Source organism: Vibrio rarus, from assembly GCF_024347075.1.
Lineage (GTDB): Bacteria > Pseudomonadota > Gammaproteobacteria > Enterobacterales > Vibrionaceae > Vibrio > Vibrio rarus.
This window is the reverse complement of sequence record NZ_AP024900.1, coordinates 2,313,713-2,335,190: the sequence shown is the minus strand read 5'-3', so window position 1 is coordinate 2,335,190 and position 21,478 is coordinate 2,313,713. Positions and strand designations below refer to the sequence as shown.

At 40.6% G+C, this 21,478-nt stretch carries 10 protein-coding genes and 3 pseudogenes; 10 read left to right on the top strand and 3 right to left on the bottom strand.

Features of this window, described 5'->3' with window-relative positions:
• Positions 1-46 precede the first annotated feature (46 nt).
• Positions 47-2,614, bottom strand: a complete 2,568-nt coding sequence (gene mutS / locus OCU56_RS10585; protein ID WP_261873185.1) for a DNA mismatch repair protein MutS — start codon at positions 2,612-2,614, stop codon at positions 47-49.
• Between the two features lie 82 nt (positions 2,615-2,696).
• On the opposite strand from mutS, the gene pncC reads away from it, so the two are divergent.
• From pncC to alaS, 4 genes are all read left to right on the top strand, one after another.
• Positions 2,697-3,191 carry a nicotinamide-nucleotide amidase gene (pncC, locus tag OCU56_RS10580; protein ID WP_261873184.1) on the top strand — a complete coding sequence of 165 codons (495 nt, stop codon included), beginning with the start codon at positions 2,697-2,699 and terminating at the stop codon, positions 3,189-3,191.
• Positions 3,192-3,284: 93 nt separating this feature from the next.
• Positions 3,285-4,322: a recombinase RecA gene (recA, locus tag OCU56_RS10575; protein WP_390904838.1), complete on the top strand. Its 1,038-nt coding sequence runs from the start codon at positions 3,285-3,287 to the stop codon at positions 4,320-4,322.
• 109 nt (positions 4,323-4,431) lie between these two features.
• The gene (recX, locus tag OCU56_RS10570) at positions 4,432-4,902 is read left to right on the top strand and encodes a recombination regulator RecX (RefSeq protein ID WP_261873182.1); all 471 of its coding nucleotides are present in this window, start codon (positions 4,432-4,434) and stop codon (positions 4,900-4,902) included.
• A gap of 160 nt (positions 4,903-5,062) precedes the next feature.
• A complete protein-coding gene (gene alaS / locus OCU56_RS10565) occupies positions 5,063-7,654 on the top strand; it encodes an alanine--tRNA ligase (RefSeq protein ID WP_261873181.1) in 2,592 nt (863 codons plus the stop codon).
• Between the two features lie 147 nt (positions 7,655-7,801).
• Here the strand turns inward: alaS and OCU56_RS10560 are convergent.
• A pseudogene (locus OCU56_RS10560) lies at positions 7,802-8,186 on the bottom strand (helix-turn-helix domain-containing protein); the annotation flags it as partial.
• 445 nt (positions 8,187-8,631) lie between these two features.
• Here OCU56_RS10560 and OCU56_RS10555 point away from each other — a divergent pair.
• From OCU56_RS10555 to OCU56_RS10530, 6 genes and pseudogenes are all read left to right on the top strand, one after another.
• The gene (locus tag OCU56_RS10555) at positions 8,632-14,337 is read left to right on the top strand and encodes an SslE/AcfD family lipoprotein zinc metalloprotease (RefSeq protein WP_261873180.1); all 5,706 of its coding nucleotides are present in this window, start codon (positions 8,632-8,634) and stop codon (positions 14,335-14,337) included.
• A gap of 436 nt (positions 14,338-14,773) precedes the next feature.
• The gene (locus OCU56_RS10550; protein ID WP_261873179.1) at positions 14,774-15,895 is read left to right on the top strand and encodes an ISAs1 family transposase; all 1,122 of its coding nucleotides are present in this window, start codon (positions 14,774-14,776) and stop codon (positions 15,893-15,895) included.
• A gap of 22 nt (positions 15,896-15,917) precedes the next feature.
• A pseudogene (locus OCU56_RS10545) lies at positions 15,918-16,047 on the top strand (transposase domain-containing protein); the annotation flags it as partial.
• A gap of 27 nt (positions 16,048-16,074) precedes the next feature.
• Positions 16,075-16,512 (top strand): annotated as a pseudogene (locus tag OCU56_RS10540) (IS30 family transposase); the annotation flags it as partial.
• Between the two features lie 121 nt (positions 16,513-16,633).
• Positions 16,634-16,975: a hypothetical protein gene (locus OCU56_RS10535; RefSeq protein WP_261873178.1), complete on the top strand. Its 342-nt coding sequence runs from the start codon at positions 16,634-16,636 to the stop codon at positions 16,973-16,975.
• Between the two features lie 99 nt (positions 16,976-17,074).
• Positions 17,075-18,277, top strand: coding sequence for an IS256 family transposase (locus tag OCU56_RS10530; protein ID WP_261873177.1), 1,203 nt, complete (start codon positions 17,075-17,077; stop codon positions 18,275-18,277).
• 198 nt (positions 18,278-18,475) lie between these two features.
• Here the strand turns inward: OCU56_RS10530 and OCU56_RS10525 are convergent, their stop codons facing one another.
• Positions 18,476-21,262, bottom strand: a complete 2,787-nt coding sequence (locus OCU56_RS10525; protein WP_261873176.1) for a YadA-like family protein — start codon at positions 21,260-21,262, stop codon at positions 18,476-18,478.
• Positions 21,263-21,478 lie beyond the last annotated feature (216 nt).

The window sequence follows — 21,478 nt, the reverse complement described above, 5'->3', positions numbered from 1 at the left end:
ATTCAATCTTAAAAAAAGGTCAGCCTATAGGGCTGACCTTTTGCATTTATAGCATTTTTTTAAGACGGTACAGTTCATCTAGAGCCTGTCTTGGGGTTAACTCGTCAGGGTCTATGGCACTGAGAGCCACCTCGACGTCGCTGGGCTCAGGAATCAAGCTGAGTTGATTAACCACATCAACACTTGATGGTGTATTCTGTGGCGTCTGTTGACTGAGTTGTTCCAATAACTGGAGTTTTTGTCTTGCTTGTTTTATGACAGGTTTAGGCACACCGGCTAACCCAGCTACGGCTAAGCCGTAAGACTTACTAGCAGCCCCTTCTTGCACGGCATGCATAAAGGCAATATCTTCTCCGTGCTCTACTGCATCTAAATGTACGTTGGCCAGTCCATCTAATTGCGTAGGTAACTCGGTTAACTCAAAATAGTGAGTGGCAAATAAGGTCAGAGCGCTAATTTGTTTGGCCAACCACTCGGCACTTGCCCAAGCCAAGGAAAGGCCATCGTAAGTACTCGTACCACGGCCAATTTCGTCCATTAATACTAAACTGCGCTCAGTGGCATTGTGTAAAATATTGGCCGTTTCCGTCATTTCCACCATGAAAGTCGAGCGCCCTGACGCTAAATCATCAGAGGCACCAATACGGGTGAAAATGCGGTCGAGCAGGCCAATTTGCGCGGACTGTGCGGGTACATAACAACCAATATGTGCCATTAGTGCAATTAATGCTGTTTGACGCATATAGGTGGATTTACCCCCCATATTAGGGCCTGTAATGATTAACATCTTACGTTGAGGGTGCAATTCAACAGGGTTGGCGATGAAGGGGTCTTGTAATACTTGTTCCACAACCGGGTGCCGACCATTACTAATAGAGAGACCAATCTGCTCGTTAATGGTGGGGCGACAATACTCTAAGGTTTCAGCTCGCTCCGCTAAGTTTTGCAGTACATCGATTTCTGAAGTGGCACTGGCTAGCAGTTGTAAGGTATTAAGGTGAGGCAGTATGAGATCGAACAACTCCTCCCATAGGGCTTTTTCTGCAGCCAATGCTTTAGACTTAGAATTAAGCACTTTATCTTCATGCTCTTTTAATTCTGGAATAATGTAGCGTTCGGCATTTTTTAACGTTTGGCGACGGATATAATGAGGTGGTACTAAATGACTCTGGCCACGACTCACTTGAATGTAAAAGCCATGTACAGCGTTATAGCCTACTTTTAGTGTGTCTATACCATGCCTATCACGTTCATCGGCTTCTAATTTTTCTAAATATTCCGTTGCGCCATTAGCCAGCGCCCGCCATTGGTCAAGATCTTCGTTGTACCCTTCGGCTAACACGCCACCATCGCGAATCACAACGGGTGGGTTCTCTTTAATGGCTTTCTCTAGCAATTCACACAAACTATCAATAGGTTTTGCGTTATTGGCGAGAGATTGTAAGTGCGGATTGTGCACCGACGTTAAAGTGGCTTCTAGTTCTGGCAGTTGTTGTAGAGCAGAGCGAAGGCGGGCGAGATCCCTAGGACGCGCCGAGCGTAGGGCGAGGCGAGCGATGATACGCTCTATATCACCAATGTGCTTTAAAGTTTGATTAAGCTCTGGATACAGACCTTGTTGTTTCAGCTCAGTAATGGCATCAAGACGGTTATTTAATACCGAGACATCACGGGTAGGTTGATGTAACCAACGTTTGAGCATGCGACTGCCCATCGCGGTGGCGGTATGATCTAACACTTCTGCCAGTGTGTTATCTGTGCCACCCGCTAGATTGGTAGTAATTTCAAGGTTACGTCGTGTGGCCGCATCGAGAATGACGGAGTTATCTTGTCTTTCTACGGTGACCGAGCGAATGTGTGGCAGTGCGGTGCGCTGTGTGTCTTTTACGTATTGGATTAAACAGCCAGCCGCACATAAACCTAGCTGTGCGTTTTCTACGCCAAAACCAATAAGGTCTTTGGTGCCAAATTGAATGTTAAGCTGCTGCTTTGCCGTTTGCAGTTCAAACTCCCATACTGGCCTACGACGATTGCCGTGGCGCCCTTCCATCAATTGTACAGGGGCAAAATCTTCAGGGAATAACAGCTCTTTTGGGCTTGTGCGTTGCAGTTCCGCTAACATGGCTTCTTCGGTTTCAGGCTCACTAATTAAAAAGCGTCCTGAGGTAATATCGAGCGTAGCGTAACCAAATTTACCGTCTTGTTGATAAATGGCGGCAATCAAATTATCAATACGTTCCGTGAGCAAGGCTTCATCGGTTACGGTACCGGGAGTGATAATGCGTACCACTTTTCGTTCAACGGGCCCTTTTGACGTCGCGGGATCGCCAATTTGTTCACAGATAGCAACAGACTCACCTAGCTGAACGAGTTTGGCTAGGTAACCTTCAACGGCATGAAAGGGGACACCTGCCATTGGAATGGGCTCTCCCGCTGAGGCGCCACGCTTGGTTAATGAAATATCTAAGAGTTGAGATGCTTTTTTTGCATCATCATAAAACATTTCATAAAAATCCCCCATGCGGTAAAAAAGCAAGATCTGTGGATTCTCTGCTTTAAGTTTATGATATTGCTGCATCATGGGCGTGTGCTTTGGCTTTGATTTTACCGACATAATAGATTCTGCTGCTTTTCATTGGCTCTAATGGGGCTTAGGATAAATGAATCTTAAATAGGCGGTAAAGTGAATTAAGCAAATGTCTGAAACTTCGTTGGATAATTTAAGTCATCGTGTGGGTCAATTGCTCAAAAAGCAGGGTTACCTAATGACAACAGCCGAATCATGCACCGGTGGCGGTGTTGCTCAGGCCATTACTGAAATTGCCGGAAGCTCTGCGTGGTTTGATCGCTCTTTTGTGACTTATAGCAATGAAGCCAAAATGGAAATGCTCGGGGTAGAAGCCCAATCATTGTTGCGCTTTGGTGCCGTGAGTGAAGAAGTCGCCACAGAGATGGCATTAGGGGCTGTACAAAACTCTCGTGCACAGCTTGCCGTTTCTATTACTGGTATTGCAGGCCCAGGTGGAGGCAGTGAAGATAAGCCCGTGGGCACTGTGTGTTTTGCTTTAGCGGTAGGGGGGGGCATTATACAGGTACAACGCTGTCTTTTTGTTGGGGATCGAACTCAAGTGAGAAATCAGTCTGTTTATCATTCTCTTCAACTTATTGAAAAGTATATGAAAAACATCTAAAAGCGTACTAATCGCAAAAAAAACGCTTTTTCATCTAGACACTGTATGAATTAACAGTAATAATTGATTCATTAAATAGAAATACCTGATTCCATGGAGCATAAAATGGACGATAACAAGCAAAAAGCGCTGGCGGCGGCACTTGGTCAAATAGAAAAGCAATTCGGTAAAGGTTCAATCATGCGCCTTGGTGATAACCGCACCATGGACGTAGAAACTATTTCTACCGGCTCGCTATCTCTAGATATCGCTCTAGGTGCTGGTGGTTTGCCTATGGGTCGTATAGTCGAAGTCTATGGTCCTGAATCATCAGGTAAGACAACGCTGACTCTAGAGCTGATTGCATCAGCACAACGTGAAGGTAAAACTTGTGCTTTCATCGATGCGGAACACGCACTAGACCCAATTTACGCACAAAAACTGGGCGTAAACATTGATGCTCTACTCGTTTCTCAACCAGATACTGGTGAGCAAGCGTTGGAAATTTGTGATGCATTAGCTCGTTCTGGTGCGATTGATGTATTGGTTGTTGACTCCGTTGCAGCATTGACACCGAAAGCGGAAATTGAAGGTGAGATGGGTGACAGTCATATGGGGCTTCAAGCTCGTATGCTAAGCCAAGCAATGCGTAAGCTAACAGGTAACTTGAAGCAATCGAATTGTATGGCGATCTTCATTAACCAAATTCGTATGAAAATTGGCGTGATGTTTGGCAACCCAGAAACCACTACGGGTGGTAATGCTCTTAAATTCTACGCATCGGTTCGTTTAGATATCCGTCGTACTGGCGCGATTAAAGATGGCGATGAAGTGGTGGGTAACGAAACGCGCATCAAGGTAGTGAAAAACAAAATTGCCGCGCCGTTTAAACAAGCAGAAACTCAAATCATGTACGGTCAAGGCTTCAACCGTGAAGGTGAGCTTATTGACTTGGGTGTTAAGCATAAGTTGATTGAAAAAGCGGGTGCTTGGTATAGCTACAATGGCGATAAAATTGGTCAAGGTAAAGCTAATGCGGGTAAATTCCTGCGTCAAAACCCTGAAGCCGCACAAGCTATTGATAGCAAACTTCGTGAAATGCTACTGACTCCAGCTAAAGCTGAAGATGCTCAAGAAACTGAAGTAGAGTAATTTCCCCCCTCTTAATTATGCTCCTATTTGCTGGGTCTTATTGTATGGACTCAGCAAATATCCTTCCCCAAGTTCTCTTTTCTTTCGCACTGAATGTTCCGAGGTGTGTATGTATTTTCGACCAACCAATATAGCAGCAAAAAAAGCGGCCTTACATTTTCTAAGTTGCCATGAACACGGCCAATATGAGTTACAGCAAAAATTACTCAATAAGGGCTTTGATGTGAGTGATATTGATGAGGCGATCCGTTTTTGTAGAGAGCATCATTATTTAGATGATTTACGCTACAGTAAGGAGCAAGTGCGCCACAATGTAAAAAAAGGCCATGGTGAGAGACGAATTCGTCAAGAGCTACAAGCTAAACAAGTACTCGATGACATTATAGAGCAAGCGTTGAATGAAGAGCCTCAAGACTGGTTTCAGTTAGCCAAGTTGTCGGCCGAAAATAGTTTTCATCACTTTGCCACCCAAGGCAGTGCTGAATACGCTCAGCAAGTTCGTTTTCTGCAGTACCAAGGATTTAGTGTTGAACAGATCCGTTATGCTTTAAATTCAGAATTGCTTGCCACTTCAAACTGATTTTTTTCTATCAACCTTCATTGACTATAGGTTAATAAAACTGCCTATTATGACTAAATTGCCAGCATTTTAGGTCAAATTTGATAGAAAACTAGTCGTTCTCTCCTGCTTGATTTACAATATGGCAAAATTTCAACTTGAACGTTTCAGGAATTGCCACATGTACATGAGCACCGCCGAAATTCGTAGTGCCTTTTTAAAGTTCTTTGAGAGCAAAGGGCACCAAATTGTAGAGAGTTCTTCTCTTGTCCCTCATAACGATCCTACTTTGCTATTTACTAATGCAGGTATGAATCAGTTTAAAGACTGTTTTTTAGGGGCTGACAAGCGCAGTTACACTCGTGCTACGACAGCACAACGCTGTGTTCGTGCCGGTGGTAAACATAACGATTTAGAAAACGTTGGCTTCACTGCACGTCACCATACTTTTTTTGAAATGCTAGGTAACTTTAGCTTTGGGGATTACTTTAAGCATGACGCGATTGGTTTTGCTTGGGAGTTTCTAACCGAAGTTCTATGCCTGCCAAAAGAAAAGTTATTGGTTACTGTGTACGAAACCGATGATGAAGCTTTTGATATATGGAATAAAGAAATTGGTATTCCTGCTGAGCGTATTATCCGTATCGGTGATAAAAAAGGCGGTAAAGCGTATGAGTCTGATAACTTCTGGGCAATGGGAGATACCGGTCCTTGCGGTCCTTGTTCAGAAATATTCTATGATCATGGTGAGCATATCTGGGGTGGTCGTCCAGGCACGCCTGAAGAAGATGGCGATCGTTTCATTGAGATTTGGAACAACGTATTTATGCAATTTAACCGTCAGTCTGACGGTACCATGGAACCTTTACCGAAACCTTCTGTAGATACAGGCATGGGTATTGAGCGTATCTCTGCAATTATGCAAAGTGTGCACTCTAACTATGAGATTGATGTTTTCCAAACATTGATTAAAGCCTCCGCTGACGTTGTGGGTTGTGATGATCTTTCTAGCCAATCGTTACGTGTTATTGCTGACCATATTCGTTCATGTTCGTACCTAATTGTTGATGGCGTAATGCCTTCTAACGAAGGTCGTGGTTATGTATTGCGTCGTATTATTCGTCGTGCGGTACGCCACGGAAACAAACTTGGCGCTCAAGGGGTGTTCTTCCATAAATTAGTCGGCGTATTAGCTGAAGTCATGGGAGAGGCGGGTGTTGAACTTAAAAACCAACAACCATTAGTGGAAAAAATTCTACGCATTGAAGAAGAGAACTTTGGCCGCACGCTAGAGCGCGGAATGAATATCCTTAATGACGCATTAGATGCTCTTAAAGCTGAAGATAAGTCAACCCTAGATGGTGAGACGGTATTTAAACTGTATGACACTTATGGTTTCCCAGCAGATTTAACTAACGATGTTGCTCGTGAACGTCAATTTGATATTGATGAAGCCGGCTTTGAAAAAGCCATGGAAGCACAGCGTAAACGCGCTCGTGAAGCGGGTAATTTTGGTACCGATTATAACGCGACCATAAAAACAGAATCCGAGTCAGAATTCTGTGGCTATAGCAGCACTAAAGGCTCGAGTAAAATCGCTGAAATCTTTGTTGACGGCGTGCAGAGTGAATCATTATCTGCCGGTGATAAAGCGATCATCATTCTTGATGAAACGCCATTTTATGCAGAATCAGGTGGTCAATGTGGCGATCTGGGTGTGCTAAAAACTGAACTTGGTTTATTCCAAGTTGAAGATACCCAAAAACTTTCTCATGCTATTGCCCATCACGGTGTGCTTGCTGAAGGAGTGCTCAGTACTGGTGACAGTGTTGAGGCTATTGTTGATGACGAGCGTCGTCTAGCTTCTTCTCTTAACCATACCGCGACTCACTTATTGCACGCAGCACTACGCCAAGTGCTAGGTACACATGTTGCTCAGAAAGGTTCATTGGTTAAACCTGAAAGTTTGCGCTTTGACTTTTCTCACTTAGAAGCTGTGACGCCGATAGAGCTACGTAGCGTAGAACGCCTAGTCAATCAACAGATCAGACGCAATAATGATGTTGTTACAGAAGTGACGGATATTGAATCAGCCAAGCAAAAAGGCGCTATGGCGCTGTTTGGTGAGAAATATGACGATGAAGTACGCGTGCTTTCTATGGGGGATTTCTCGGTAGAGCTATGTGGTGGTATTCACGCCTCAAGAACGGGTGACCTTGGTCTATTCCGCATTACCTCTGAAGGGGGTATCGCAGCAGGTATTCGTCGTATTGAAGCGGTAACAGGTGATGCTGCATTAGATGCTATCGAACATGAGAAAACGGACTTTAGACTTAAAATCTCCGATATGGTGAGCAAGGCTAAGCAACAAGATAAACTCATTCAGCAACTGAAAGATAAAATCGCTACCGCTGAAAGTGCCAATATCATGGGCAAAGTTCAAGAAATCGCTGGCACAAAAGTGTTAGTGGCTGCATTGGAAGGTGCGGACAATAAGAACTTGCGAACTATGGTTGATGACGCTAAAAATCGTGTCGGCAGTGGTGTTATCCTTATTGCAAATATTGCGAACAATAAGGTGAGCCTAATTGCTGGCGTGACCAAAGACTTAACTGGCAAAGTAAAAGCGGGTGAGTTGGTTAACCTAGTGGCTCAGCAAATTGGTGGTAAGGGTGGCGGCCGTCCAGATATGGCACAAGCTGGTGGTACGGATGTAGAAGCACTACCTGAAGCCCTTAAGTCTGTACAGGGATGGCTTGAAGAGCGTCTTTAATTAAATTCGCTATACCTTAGAGTATTGAACTCACTTAATACTGCGTAATCGAAACCAAGCACTCTTTCGTTGAAGATGCTTGGTTTTTTTGTCTATAAATTATATTCGAATAATGTAATTAGAATGGTTTTATACCATATATGGTATAAAACCGTTGTGATGAAGCCACTTGTTCATACCCCCATATTGTGTAACCAAGACCAAACGCTTAATTAACGTAGGCGACAATTTGATGAGTGTGAGAATAGGTTTTCTCAGTTAAATGCTCGATAAGGTGTTTCGTCTGGGTAGCAGAAAGTTTGCTTTGGTTGTCCCCATTTTCAGGCTTCAGCTTTTCTGAAAGAACATAGTCGCTGAGATGGCGGACTACAGTGGATTCATGGATACGAAGAGCTTGAGAAATCATAGTCTGACTCCAACCTTCAGAAGCAAGTAATACCGCTTTTATACAGTCACGCACTCGACCATCACGAGTAGAATCGTGCATTTGGTCGAGTTGTATTTTCTGTTGAGGAGTCAGTGTATTTTTCATAGTGCGAAGCATGATTCTGACTTTAATTAAAACCAAGCATTTTCAATGATCACGGGTATAAACTTCATTTTTTATAAAATATGCAACAGAACAACTTTATGATAATTGAAGATGCTTAATGCTAATTTATTGATGAAATTAAGATCATGCTAGGCACAATGAAATTACACAGAGTCTTTGTTATGATATTAATTTAATATAGATAAAGAAATTAGATTCATATTGAAAGTGGTTGGTATTTAAATGATTGATAAATAAGTTAAGTCATTATTACTTGTTGTATATTGACAGTAATTGAATTAATAAATATATTTTATTTATGAATTTGGATGTAAATATTTGGTTTATGAATCATTTTAACTTAATAAATAAAAATGTTTTAGCGATAGCTATCATTTCAACATTTCTGACAGGGTGTAATGAAGGGGGAGTCGCAAATAATAATTTGAAAGAAAAGCAGCAAACAGAACGCATTCCAGCCAGCAAGTTGACACCTTCAACAGAACGCATTGCAGCCAGTAAGTTGACACCCTCAACAGAACGCATTGCAGCCAGTAAGTTGACACCCTCAACAGAACGCATTGCAGCCAGCAAGTTGACACCTTCAACAGAACACATTACAGCTAGTAAGTTGACACCATCAACAGAACACATTACTGCTAGTAAGTTGACACCATCAACAGAACACATTACAGCTAGTAAGTTGACACCATCAACAGAACACATTGCAGCCAGTAAGTTGACACCATCAACAGAACACATTCCAGCTAGTAAGTTGACACCATCAACAGAACGCATTCCAGCCAGTAAGTTGACACCATCAACAGAACACATTCCAGCTAGTAAGTTGACGCCATCAACAGAACGCATTCCAGCCAGCAAGTTGACACCGTCCACAGTAGTCTCACCAAGGGGAAGTTTGCTACCTCAATTGAAGTTAACTCCAGCAACAGAGGTGACTCCACAAGAAAAATTGAAACCATCAACAGAAGTCATACGTCCAGTAAAAATGTACCCTTCAATTTCGAGTACACCGATGTTACTGACGCCATCAACAGAACACATTGCAGCTAGTAAGTTGACACCATCAACAGAAGTCATACGTCCAGTAAAAATGTACCCTTCAATTTCGAGTACACCGATGTTACTGACGCCATCAACAGAACACATTGCAGCCACTAAGTTGACGCCATCAACAGAACGCATTCCAGCCAGCAAGTTGACACCGTCCACAGTAGTCTCACCAAGGGGAAGTTTGCTACCTCAATTGAAGTTAACTCCAGCAACAGAGGTGACTCCACAAGAAAAATTGACACCATCAACAGAAGTCATACGTCCAGTAAAAATGTACCCTTCAATTTCGAGTACACCGATGTTACTGACGCCATCAACAGAACACATTCCAGCTCATAAGTTGACACCTGCAAAAGAACGTAGCATTGCAGCCACTAAGTTGACGCCATCAACAGAACACATTGCAGCCACTAAGTTGACGCCATCAACAGAACACATTGCAGCCACTAAGTTGACGCCATCAACAGAACACATTGCAGCCACTAAGTTGACGCCATCAACAGAACACATTGCAGCCAGTAAGTTGACACCATCAACAGAACACATTGCAGCCACTAAGTTGACGCCATCAACAGAACACATTAAAGCCAGTAAGTTGACACCCTCAACAGAAAAAATACCTCAAATAGCTGTGATTCCTCAAACAGTTTATACGGGTAATCTTTTGGCTTCAGGGAAACAAATTAAAGGTGACGTGGAGTGTAATGGTGAAAAGCTAACTAATGGCACTTTTGCCGTGGGGCAAGGCAGAGATTTTGAGTGTAATTTAGGCGACGTCATTTTAGGTGAGTTTACAGCCCCTTTTCCTCCAATGCCAAAACAGCCAATAATTGGAGGTACATCGTCAGATTCTACAGCCGCTGCAAGTCCACCACCTGCAGAACCTATACACCCAAATACTTCATTTGATTTAAAAGATCGGCATGGTGATAATGCAGCTAAGCTTTTACAATCAATTAGTCATTGTCAATCCAGTGATGAAATTTGTCTTCAAGAATTAGACCATTTTGATATTGAAGAAGTCTATAAGAATATTAGCGATGACGCTGCGGTTAATGAATTTATTGAAGAGAAGTCAACTAATAAGGTCGATATTGCGCCTAGTTCTCATGTTGATAATTCAATAGTGCCGGCTATTAGTCGAGGAACAAAGAACGATTTAAATGCAGGTTTTGTATCAGCTAATGCAGAAGCTAGCTATGAATACAAACCAAAGCCTGCTGATCAGGTTCTGATGAAGGGTAAACTAACTGATGAGAACGGTGTTCCTATAGCGGGAATGAGTTTTTTCTCTGCTAGTTCTAGAGGCACAACAGATGAGAACGGTGAGTTTGAATATAAATCGGGTGATACGATTTCTTTTGGTATTGATACATTTGAATTTGGTGAAGTCAAAGGAAATCAAATAGATTACAAACTGTCTGATGTAACAGAAAACCCAATTATCAAACAAAACATTCAGTCATTAATAGAGCGTTACGTACCTGAGCAGAATGGCACGCTCACAATAACAGATAAAATTCATACTGTTTTTGAACAATATCCGAATGTGATTAATGAATTAATTAATCTATCTTTGCCGAACGGTGAAAAACTAGAAGGGTCAACCTTATCACTACCTAATGATTTTGAATCTCAGTTTCATGATGGTTTAACGGCTGATATTGACGAGGCTCTTAAGAAACCGTCTAATCCTAGCGAAGACGTTTATGATGATTCTGAAAACGAACCTAAAACAGCGAAAATAGCAACAGAAGGTAAATACGTTACCAAAACATTAAACGACTTGTTTACAAATGTAGGTAGTTTTCATGTATTTCATGATAACCAGTCCTTCTTTGGTGCTACAGGGTATCCTCGTGGAACGCGTGCATTAAATGTATCGAACAAAGCATTCCCAATTATGATGCCTCGTATTGATAAAAACCGAAATATCCCATTTGGACAACCACAAATTTGGACCCGTGAAGGTCATCCTTATTTTGTTGAATATACAAACCTAAAAGGCATGAAATATGACATGCCAGCAATTCCATTAGTGTCGAAAGATAATGCCACTTATGGCTTCCCTTTTGTTGCTGCCGGTGGCATTGGTAAAGGTAAAGTCGTATTTATGGGCAACAGTTTATATCCGAGTATTTTGTCTTGTCCGCATAGCTATTGGGCTGACCGTTCAATAAAAATTGAAAATAATGGTAAAGAAAACAAGTGCGGTATTGCACCTAACTTTAAAGATGATAAAGCGCTCTATGATGACCATGGAGACATGAAAACATTCTTTTCTAACCTGTTTCAATGGTTCAATAACGGTCAAGCCACAAAGGGCATGAAGGTTGCTACCAATATAGAAACAGGATATATAGCACAACATAATATTGAAATGGGTAAGCCATATTCATTTTTTATTAACAAAGAATACGGCTTTGGTGATGTTGAAAAGCTAACTAAGGGCAGTTTTAATCTTTTGTCGGTTGAAGATACGCCTATTTTAATTCTTCAGGCTTATTCGCCAGAAGCATATTATGATGGTATGAATCATAGATTCGTTGCAGATGTAGATAATCCAAACCTAACAAAAGAAGACGTAACCGCATTGATTCGCTACATAAACGACGGTGGTAATGTACTGTTTATGGATGCTATTGATGACAGAGATCCAATAAATCCAGAGCCAATTGGTCGTTTGGCCGATGCGGCTGGTGTCTCTTTAGGTGGGGAGAACGTTACCGATAAATTAACCAATCAAGCTTTCTGTGGAAATTCTTACTATTGTAATTGGAGACCATTAAAGCCAAATTTACATGTAAAGAGTGAGAAAGACATGGTTGTGCTGGAAAGATTTTCAGACAACGATGGCAAACAACCTTACACAGTGAACCCTGATGGTAGCGTAACATGGGAAAAGGGGAGTGAGAATCACTTTGAGATCCCTACGTACAAAGTGCTTTCTCTTGATAAAGAGGGTAAGGCTAAATTAGATGACGATGGTAAACCTGTCCTAGTTGACAAATACGCACGCATTTTTGTGACCACAGCAGAAGAACGAGAAGCGGCAATTAAAGAGTTGCAAGATGCATTTAAAGGGACCCCTATTTGTACCAATAAATATGAGTACGAATTTAACTGTATCGAAACACGCAAAGGTGATGGAATTAAAGTACGCGGTAATTACGCTCGTGCCGATTTTGACCGTTATCCAATGAGTAAAGATGTAGTGACAAGTATGGTGAAGGCTGCAAACTTAGGCACAAACATCACTGCACTGTATAACCATGAAATCTACTACCGTACTAGGGGTAAACAAGGCATTCGCTTGTCGAATTCAGAACTCACCCAAGCATACGATAACCTTTCGGTATGGATGTGGAATGATAATAAATATAACTACGTAAAAGGTCAGCAAGATGAACTTGGCTTTAAAAATGTAGTGCAATTTTTGAATTGTTACACCGGAGGTAAATATCAGCCTGCTGCTATCGAAGCAAAATGTCCTGTAGATCTTAAAGCGTCATTGGTCGCACATAACATGATGTATGGCTCTGATAAAGGAAAGCTAAGTGGAGAGTTAAATCCTAGCTACCCATTGAACTTCATGGAAAAACCGTTGACACGTATTATGTTAGGTCGTTCATACTGGGATCATGATATTAAAGTTGATACAACAAAGTATCCTGGTCAAACTCCGGGAATTGGCCATACAGATGAAGCAACCATCGAAACGGATGGTAACGGTAAGGCGGTTACTTACTCGGCGGGTAATATGCAATCAACAGGGCTCTGGGCTCCTCAATTACAAACAGTCACAGTCAGTGGCGGTGTTGAGGCAACCATTACAGTGATGTTGGCTGATGACTTAACTGGGAAGGATACACATGAGTTAAGCTTGAAGCGCCCACCTCGTATGCGAACAAGTTATCACTATGATGGTTCTAGCCTTAGTTTCGAGGCGCCATATGGCGGTCTGATCTACATCAAACCAAATGTGAAAGATGAGGGTGAACAAACCTTTACCTTTAATAACGTTGAAACAGCGGCATATTGGAAAGATGGAGATTGGATACATAAACCACAGGATGCTGTCGCACCTATTGCAGAAATAGATACTGGCACATTTATTTATACCGCTCCTATAAAGAATGTTCGCACTATTGATGTACAGAAATTTGCCGATGGTATTAATCGATTTGCCAATGCTGCAAGTGACTTTTATGGTCGCGATCAAAAAGAAGAAGTAGGTAAACATCGTCGATATACCTATGAGAACGAACACTTTAAAGGTTTCCGACATAGATTTGTTAATGATGTGGAAATTTCAATTGGTTCCGCGCACTCTGGTTACCCAGTTATGGACTCAGCCTTTGATGCAAATAAAAACGATGTACCAACAGATGCAGTAAATGATTGGCTAATTTGGCATGAAGTGGGGCATAACTTGGCTTCAGCGCCATTTGTGGCAGCAGGCAGTGCAGAGGTGAGCAATAACTTCCTTGCTCTTTATATGCAAGAATTGGAAGGACGTAATGAGCACCCTCGCATGGATCGCATTATCTTTGAGATTCAAAAAGCACCATTATGGTTAGGAGCAAATAGTGGACATGCTTGGTCTAATGGCGATGCTGGTATGCGTTTGGTTATGTTTGGTCAATTGAAAGTGTGGGCCAAAACGCACTTCTCTATAGATAACTGGTACGCTGCTGGCGATCAAAAACCTAGTGTTTATGGTAAAGATGCTGGTTGGAATATGGTCAAATTGATGCATAGAAAAGCGCGTGGTGATGTCCAAGGTGATAACCTCCAAGGTCGTGATGGAACTAACTATTGTAGTTCAAAAGAAACGGGTTTATCAGGAGGCGATCTAATGATGGTATGTAGTTCTTATGTATCTGGATACAATCTTAGTGACTTTTTCCAAGCTTGGAATATAGGTGAGGAATCAATGACCAACGCAGACGGTACTAAAACTTATAATGGTGGGATCAGTTCTAAGGCCGTTAATGTAGTGTCAAAATTGAACCTGCAAAAGCCGAAAAATAGTCCTCTTAAGGTTGACTCTTTAACTTATAGTGAGAAAGGATAAAAATCTTTTTTGTTATAAATAGCAAGATTCACTGAATAAAAAGCCGTCTTTTAGAAGCCGGCTTTTTTTATTGCACTGTGTTGCTAGAATTTTAAGTACGTTAAGAATGCAGTTTCATTTAATTTCAAATAAATATCTAAGACATAACCTAAGCGAGCTTTAAAATGAATCGCCAGTTGAGAAAATGACATACATCAGCTCTAGATTGGTGTTGTATAGGCAATTCTATGTATTACTTAAAAGTCTAAGTTGCTGGTATTTAAGCCCCATAGCGATATAAGTAAATGACAGGAACATGAAAATCCACAACGCATTGAAACTTTACGCATGGCAGGGTAATATCGCGAACGTTTTTTAATCACTTGAAGCGATCAATTTGACGATCACATTTAGCTGTGATCTTATACTCTCGTTTTTAACGAGAGACCCAATCACCATGCATATTGACGAATTCCAAGAACACTTTCACGCAGTCACCAACAAATGCCAAAGTGCAAAGGTTACGTATTGCCTATTTGAGGTACTGTTTGGTTCTCTGTGTGCCGTAATTGGTGGGGCTAAAGGTTGGTTTGATATTCGTGAATATATTCTTGGACATCATGACTGGTTTAAACGTAATGATATGTTTATCAATGGGATCCCTGCTGATGACACCATCGCCCGCATAATTTCTAAGATCGAGCCCGAGCCATTCCATGAATGCTTTATTAACTGGATGGCGGCAGTTCATACTCTTACTGATGGACAAGTGGTTGCCATTGACGGCAAAACCCTTCGAGGTTCGTACAACCGTGATGATAGAGCAAGCACAATACATATGATCAGTGCTTATTCATCTTCAAATAACCTAGTACTTTGTCAACTTAAAACTGAGCAGAAAAGTAACGAAATTACAGCGATCCCTGAACTTATCAGGCTCCTTGATATTAAAGGGGCTTTAGTTACCATCGATGCAATGGCATGTCAAACTGAGATTGCTAAGACCATTATTCAGCAAGGCGGTGATTACTTACTTGCGGTTAAAAGCAATCAAAGCATCCTTAGAAAAGCGGTTGAAACGGCCTTTTCAGAGCAACGTTCTAGTTCACCTGAGAGCATTGAGCTAGAGAGAAATCATGGTCGAGTTGAATCAAGAAAATGCTATGTACTTGATAGTAAGAGACTTAACGGAGACTTTACTCGCTGGAAAAACCTTAAATCGATAGTGATGATCGAGAACTTTCGATATGAAAAAGGTAAATCAGTAGGCCTTGAATATCGATATTACATCAGTTCAAAGAAATTAAGTGCAGAGCAAGCCGCTTCGGCTGTGCGGGAACACTGGGGTATTGAATCTATGCACTGGGTGCTCGATGTCACGATGAAAGAAGATGAATGCCAAATATACAAAGAGCACGGTGCTGAAAACTTATCGTGCCTGAGACATATCAGTTTAAACATGTTGCGCTCAGAGCCAACAAAGTTAAGTATCGTTGGAAAACAGAAGCGCTGTATGATGAATACATCAATGTTAGAGGCAGTACTTAATGCTGGATTTAGATCGCTGACTAAATACTAGGCACTCATGCGGTTGCCCTGCCTGCTGTGCCAATGATATAAATCCATACTATTACTTCCAGCACCTGTTTACAGAGTTGCCAAAGCGAACACCAACCGATGATATGTCGGCATTTAATGCCTTGGAGCGTTGAAATCGGTGAAGTTGAATAGGCTTCACTGCTTTATTGAGCGTTTACCACTGTTCTATGTAAGCATGTTACGGGTGCAATGGTTACTATCTTAGAGCGTAAAACTCGATTTTACGTGGTAAAGAAAGTCCTATCTAAGTCAGCGGATGACGTTAGCAGAGCCACAATTGAGCTACTGAAGCCCTATAAAAAGTTTGTTCATACCATAACGGAAGATAATGGACGAGAGTTTGCTGGCCATGAGGTTATCGCAGAAGAACTAGAGGCTGAAGTGTACTTCGCTCATCTTTACAGCTCTTGGGAGCGTGGGGCAAATGAGAATGAGAACGGTCTTTTAAGGCAGTACATAAAGTAAGGAACTGACTTAACGACGGTGACAGACAGCGATATAGATTTTGCGTTATCGCGGATAAATTATCGGCCAAGAAAATGTTTAGACTTCAAGCAGCCTGCCATTGTATTTAGGGAAATAACTTTAGTTGCTTGATATTGGAGAGTGTCGCACTTCGGAGTTGAATTCGGGTATAAATAAATTAATCCCCTTTAATACTAGTTTTAATTATTGATAGGTATAACATATAAGTATTGTTTCTATTGAGATTGATACTATGCTTGATTTTATTGAAAATATTTTTAATTTTATAATTAAGTGTATAGTTGCACTTATTAAGTTTGTAGTAGTAATTGTTTTAGTTATCGGCGTAATTGCATGGAATTGGGATACGTCTGACTCTAATAGCGACGAATGGATGGGTTTTGTTTATCCAGATAAAGCTAATTTATGGAATGACAGAGATGTAGGTACGCTCTCTACGCTGGAGGAGTGTAGAGAGAAATCTTTGGATGCATTGCGAATGATAGGTGCTACCCATTCTGGTAGTTATGAGTGTGGTCTTAATTGTGATACATCAAAAGGGAAACCCTATATTTGTGAGAAAACAAAGCGTTAATTACTTAAATGTATTAGATCTAATATTATTAATTAAATCGTAAGGTAGCGTTCAAAGTTCTGTGTCATTTCAGTAGAATATCCAAAACATGAGTGACACATGACCCAACCATTTGATTTTGACCAAGCGCTTAAAGCACTTCAAGCAGGAAAAAGCCTTACGGGTAAAGACAGTGTACTTGGCCCACTTATCAAGCAACTTACTGAAGCTGCTCTGACTGCTGAGTTAGAGCTGCATCTTGAGAACGATCCCATCTCTAACCGCAAGAATGGTAAAACATCAAAAACAATCAAACATCCTTCAGGTAGCTTTGAACTCGATGCTCCAAGAGATAGAAACGGCACTTTTGAACCACAGCTCATTAAAAAGGGGCAAACAACATTAACTGATGAGATAGACCGTAAAATTCTCTCCATGTTTAGCATGGGCATGAGCTACCGAGATATCAATAAACACGTTGAGGATATGTACGGCATTAACGTCTCAAGTGGCACAATAAATAGTGTTACAGATAAGCTTATTCCTGAGCTTAAAGCTTGGCAGCAACGCCCCTTAGACAGCCATTATCCAATAGTTTGGCTTGATGCTATTCACTATAAAGTCAAAGAGGATGGCCGTTATATCAGCAAGGCTGTTTACACGATTTTAGCGTTGAACATGCAAGGTAAGAAAGAAATATTAGGGCTTCATTTATCAGAAAATGAAGGGGCTAACTATTGGTTATCTGTGCTGACCGACCTGCATAATCGTGGTGTTAAGGATATCTTAATTGCTTGTGTCGATGGGTTAACAGGTTTCCCTGAGGCGATAGCGACTATCTTCCCAGAAACAGAAACCCAGCTGTGCGTAATCCACCAAATCCGTAATTCCATGAAGTATGTCGCCTCAAAAAATCAGAAAGCCTTTATGGCGGATTTGAAGCCTGTTTATCGAGCGGTAAGTAAAGAAGCAGCTGAGCTTGCACTTGATGAACTAGAAGCCAAGTGGGGGGACATATACCCACTGGTCATCAACTCATGGCGCAGAAAGTGGAATAATCTCTCGCATTACTTTAAATATCCAGAGCATATACGCAAGGTGATTTACACGACTAATGCGGTTGAGGCCGTCCACCGTCAATTTAGAAAGCTGACTAAAACAAAGGGCGCGTTCCCTAACGAAAATAGCTTGTTGAAGCTACTTTATGCTGGCATATTGAATGCGTTTGAGAAATGGACAATGCCAATCCATAATTGGAGCCTTTGTTTATCCCAGTTAGCCATTTATTTTGAAGGGCGTTTAGACAGCGTGCTAGAAATTTAAAAATTAGCCTGACACAGAATATTGAACGCCCTCGGTTAGCGCTCACCCTGTATTTTGTGTTGGTAAGTAAAAAGCGACCATAATCTCTTATGGTCGCTTTTATGCCAATCACAGTAAGTAAATATTCAAAAAATCATGATTGTTCAGCTATTTACTACTACTGATATTCTTTTAGGTACTATTTTATAGGATATTAGATTACCACTCGAAACCCATACCAGCGTAAGATGTAACTTGTTCAGAAGCTGAGTCGTAAGCCCCACCAACTTTAAGTGTTAAGTTCTCATTAACGCGGTAACCTGAACCAATAGCAATAGCATTTGCATCACCTGAATGCCCAACAGCTGCCGTCATATTGATCTTACCTACACCGTATGGATTAACAAGACCGGCAAAAGCACCCGCTTGAGCCATTGAACCGTCCATCTTTTTAGATTGTTTTTCTAAATCAGCACGTAAACCATCAATCTCTAGTTTGTTACTGGCAATATTTGCACTGTTTGTTCCAATAGCATGGGAGTTATCTGCAATGGCAGTTCTGTTGCTAGTAATAGAGGTTGTGTTGCTAGCAATAGAGGCAGTATTAGCATGTCTTTCTGTAGTGGCCGTTTTAATTGTTGCCTCATGAGTTGCTAATTTACTGCTATTGCTTGCAATAGCGGTTTTATTGCTAGAAATAGACGTTTTGTTGGCGTTAATGTCTGTTGTAGCCGCTGTAATGGACGTTTTATTGCTTGCAATAGCGGTTTTATTGCTAGAAATAGACGTTTTGTTGGCGTTAATGTCTGTTGTAGCCGCTGTAATGGACGTTTTATTGCTTGCAATAGCGGTTTTATTGCTAGAAATAGACGTTTTGTTGGCGTTAATGTCTGTTGTAGCCGCTGTAATGGACGTTTTATTGCTTGCAATAGCGGTTTTATTGCTAGAAATAGACGTTTTGTTGGCGTTAATGTCTGTTGTAGCCGCTGTAATGGACGTTTTATTGCTTGCAATAGCGGTTTTATTGCTAGAAATAGACGTTTTGTTGGCGTTAATGTCTGTTGTAGCCGCTGTAATGGACGTTTTATTGCTAGCAATTGCTGTTTTATTGCTAGAAATAGACGTTTTGTTGGCGTTAATGTCTGTTGTAGCCACTGTAATGGCCGATTCATTACTTGCAATTGCAGTTTCATCACCCTTAATGCTATTGGTATTCGCTTCAATCGCTGACTTATTCATCGCATAATTACTAAACAGTGTATTGACACCTTTAGCATTAGCCTTAATATCTTTGCTATTATTTATGGTACTTTCCGCATTAGCCTTAATATGATTACTATTAATGTCAACCTCAGAGACAAGTACGCCCGCTAAATGAGCGTTAGCATCAATTATAGTATGATTAATATCGATGTCCGTACGGTTAGCATTAATTTCCGTATGGTTTGCATTAATCGCATTCTTATTATTAAAACCAGTTTCAAAATTAGCATCTACGCCAGTACGGTTAGAAGCAATAGCTGAACTATTAGCATCAATTAATGCTTCATCACCCTTAATATTATTACTATTAATGTCAACCTCAGAGACAAGTACGCCCGCTAAATGAGCGTTAGCATCAATTATAGTATGATTAATATCGATGTCCGTACGGTTATCATCCATTTCCGTATGGTTTGCATTAATCGCATTCTTATTATTAAAACTAGTTTCAAAATTAGCATCTACGCCAGTACGGTTAGAAGCAATAGCTGAACTATTAGCATCAATTAATGCTTCATCACCCTTAATATCTTTACGATTATTTATGGTACTTTCCGCATTAGCCTTAATATGATTACTATTAATGTCAACCTCAGAGACAAGTACGCCCGCTAAATGAGCGTTAGCATCAATTATAGTATGATTAATATCGATGTCCGTACGGTTAGCATCAATTGCCGTATGGTTTGCATTAATCGCATTCTTATTATTAAAACTAGTTTCAAAATTAGCATCTACGCCAGTACGGTTAGAAGCAATAGCTGAACTATTAGCATCAATTGATGCTTTGTTATATTTACTGTTTACTAGATGAGGTACAGCTTTGCTAGTCGGTATTCCAGCTTTTTTAGATTCAATATTCTGTGCGTTTTTTAGCGCTTTAGTTGCTCTCGATTGTGCAACGTTCAATTGTGCATTTTCTAATTGTATATGTTGTGTCGTTTTATGTTGCTCAATGGTGTTTTTTTGCTTTGGCCAAAATTTTAATTTGGCATTTTTGTTTAAGCTTTTAGTTTTGTTTTTAGTTATTTTGCTTGTAGACGCAGTTTCCAATGTTTTCTGTGATTTTGTAAGGTCAGCGTTGTAATCTGCTAGTGCCTGTGCTGTCTTTTTATTCTGCTCAATGGTGCTTTTGGGCGTTAACAAAACTTTATTTTTTGCATTTGATTTTACAGTTTTAGTTTTAGTTTTAGTTATTTTACTTTTAGGTACATCTTTCAATGTTTCCTGTGATTTTTTGATTCTTTCTTGCTTTGACAAAAATTTTAATTTTGCATTTGTGTTTACGGTTTTAGTTTTGGTTATTTTACTTGTAGACACATCTTTCAATGTTTCCTGTAATTTTTTAAGGTCAGCGTCGTTATCTGCTAGTGCCTGTGCTGTCTTTTTATTCTGCTCAATGGTGCTTTTGGGCGTTAACAAAACTTTATTTTTTGCACTTGTTGTTTTGTACGCATTGACTGCTTTGGATGATTTTTTTTTAGTCACATCTTTCTGTGCTAACTGTAATTTTTTAAGGTCAGCAATATTAGCGGCTTGTAATTGTTCTGTTTGATGTTGCTGTTCTAAAGTAGATGCTGATGGTTTGGTTTTTTTATCTTTATATGGTGATGATGTAGTAGAAACAGATGTGCTAACTCTAGATTTTTTATATTTAGTGGTATCTGATTTTGTAGTTGCGAACGCTGTGCCAGAAAGTAATGCCACTGAAACAGCAGAAGCGATTATTGTGATTTTTTTCATTTCCTAACCTTACAGTTGATCTGGAACAGCTCCTGATTTAAACACAAATTGACTCGAACAAATTCCAGACCATATAAAAAGTCAATATGTAATTCGAATGCTATCACTCAAATCAATAATTCATATTGATGTTAATTGAAAACTAAGTTTTCCTTGGTGGCTAATATTAATATCCTTAATAAACAATTGCTTACTAAAGTTTTTGTTATGCAAGGG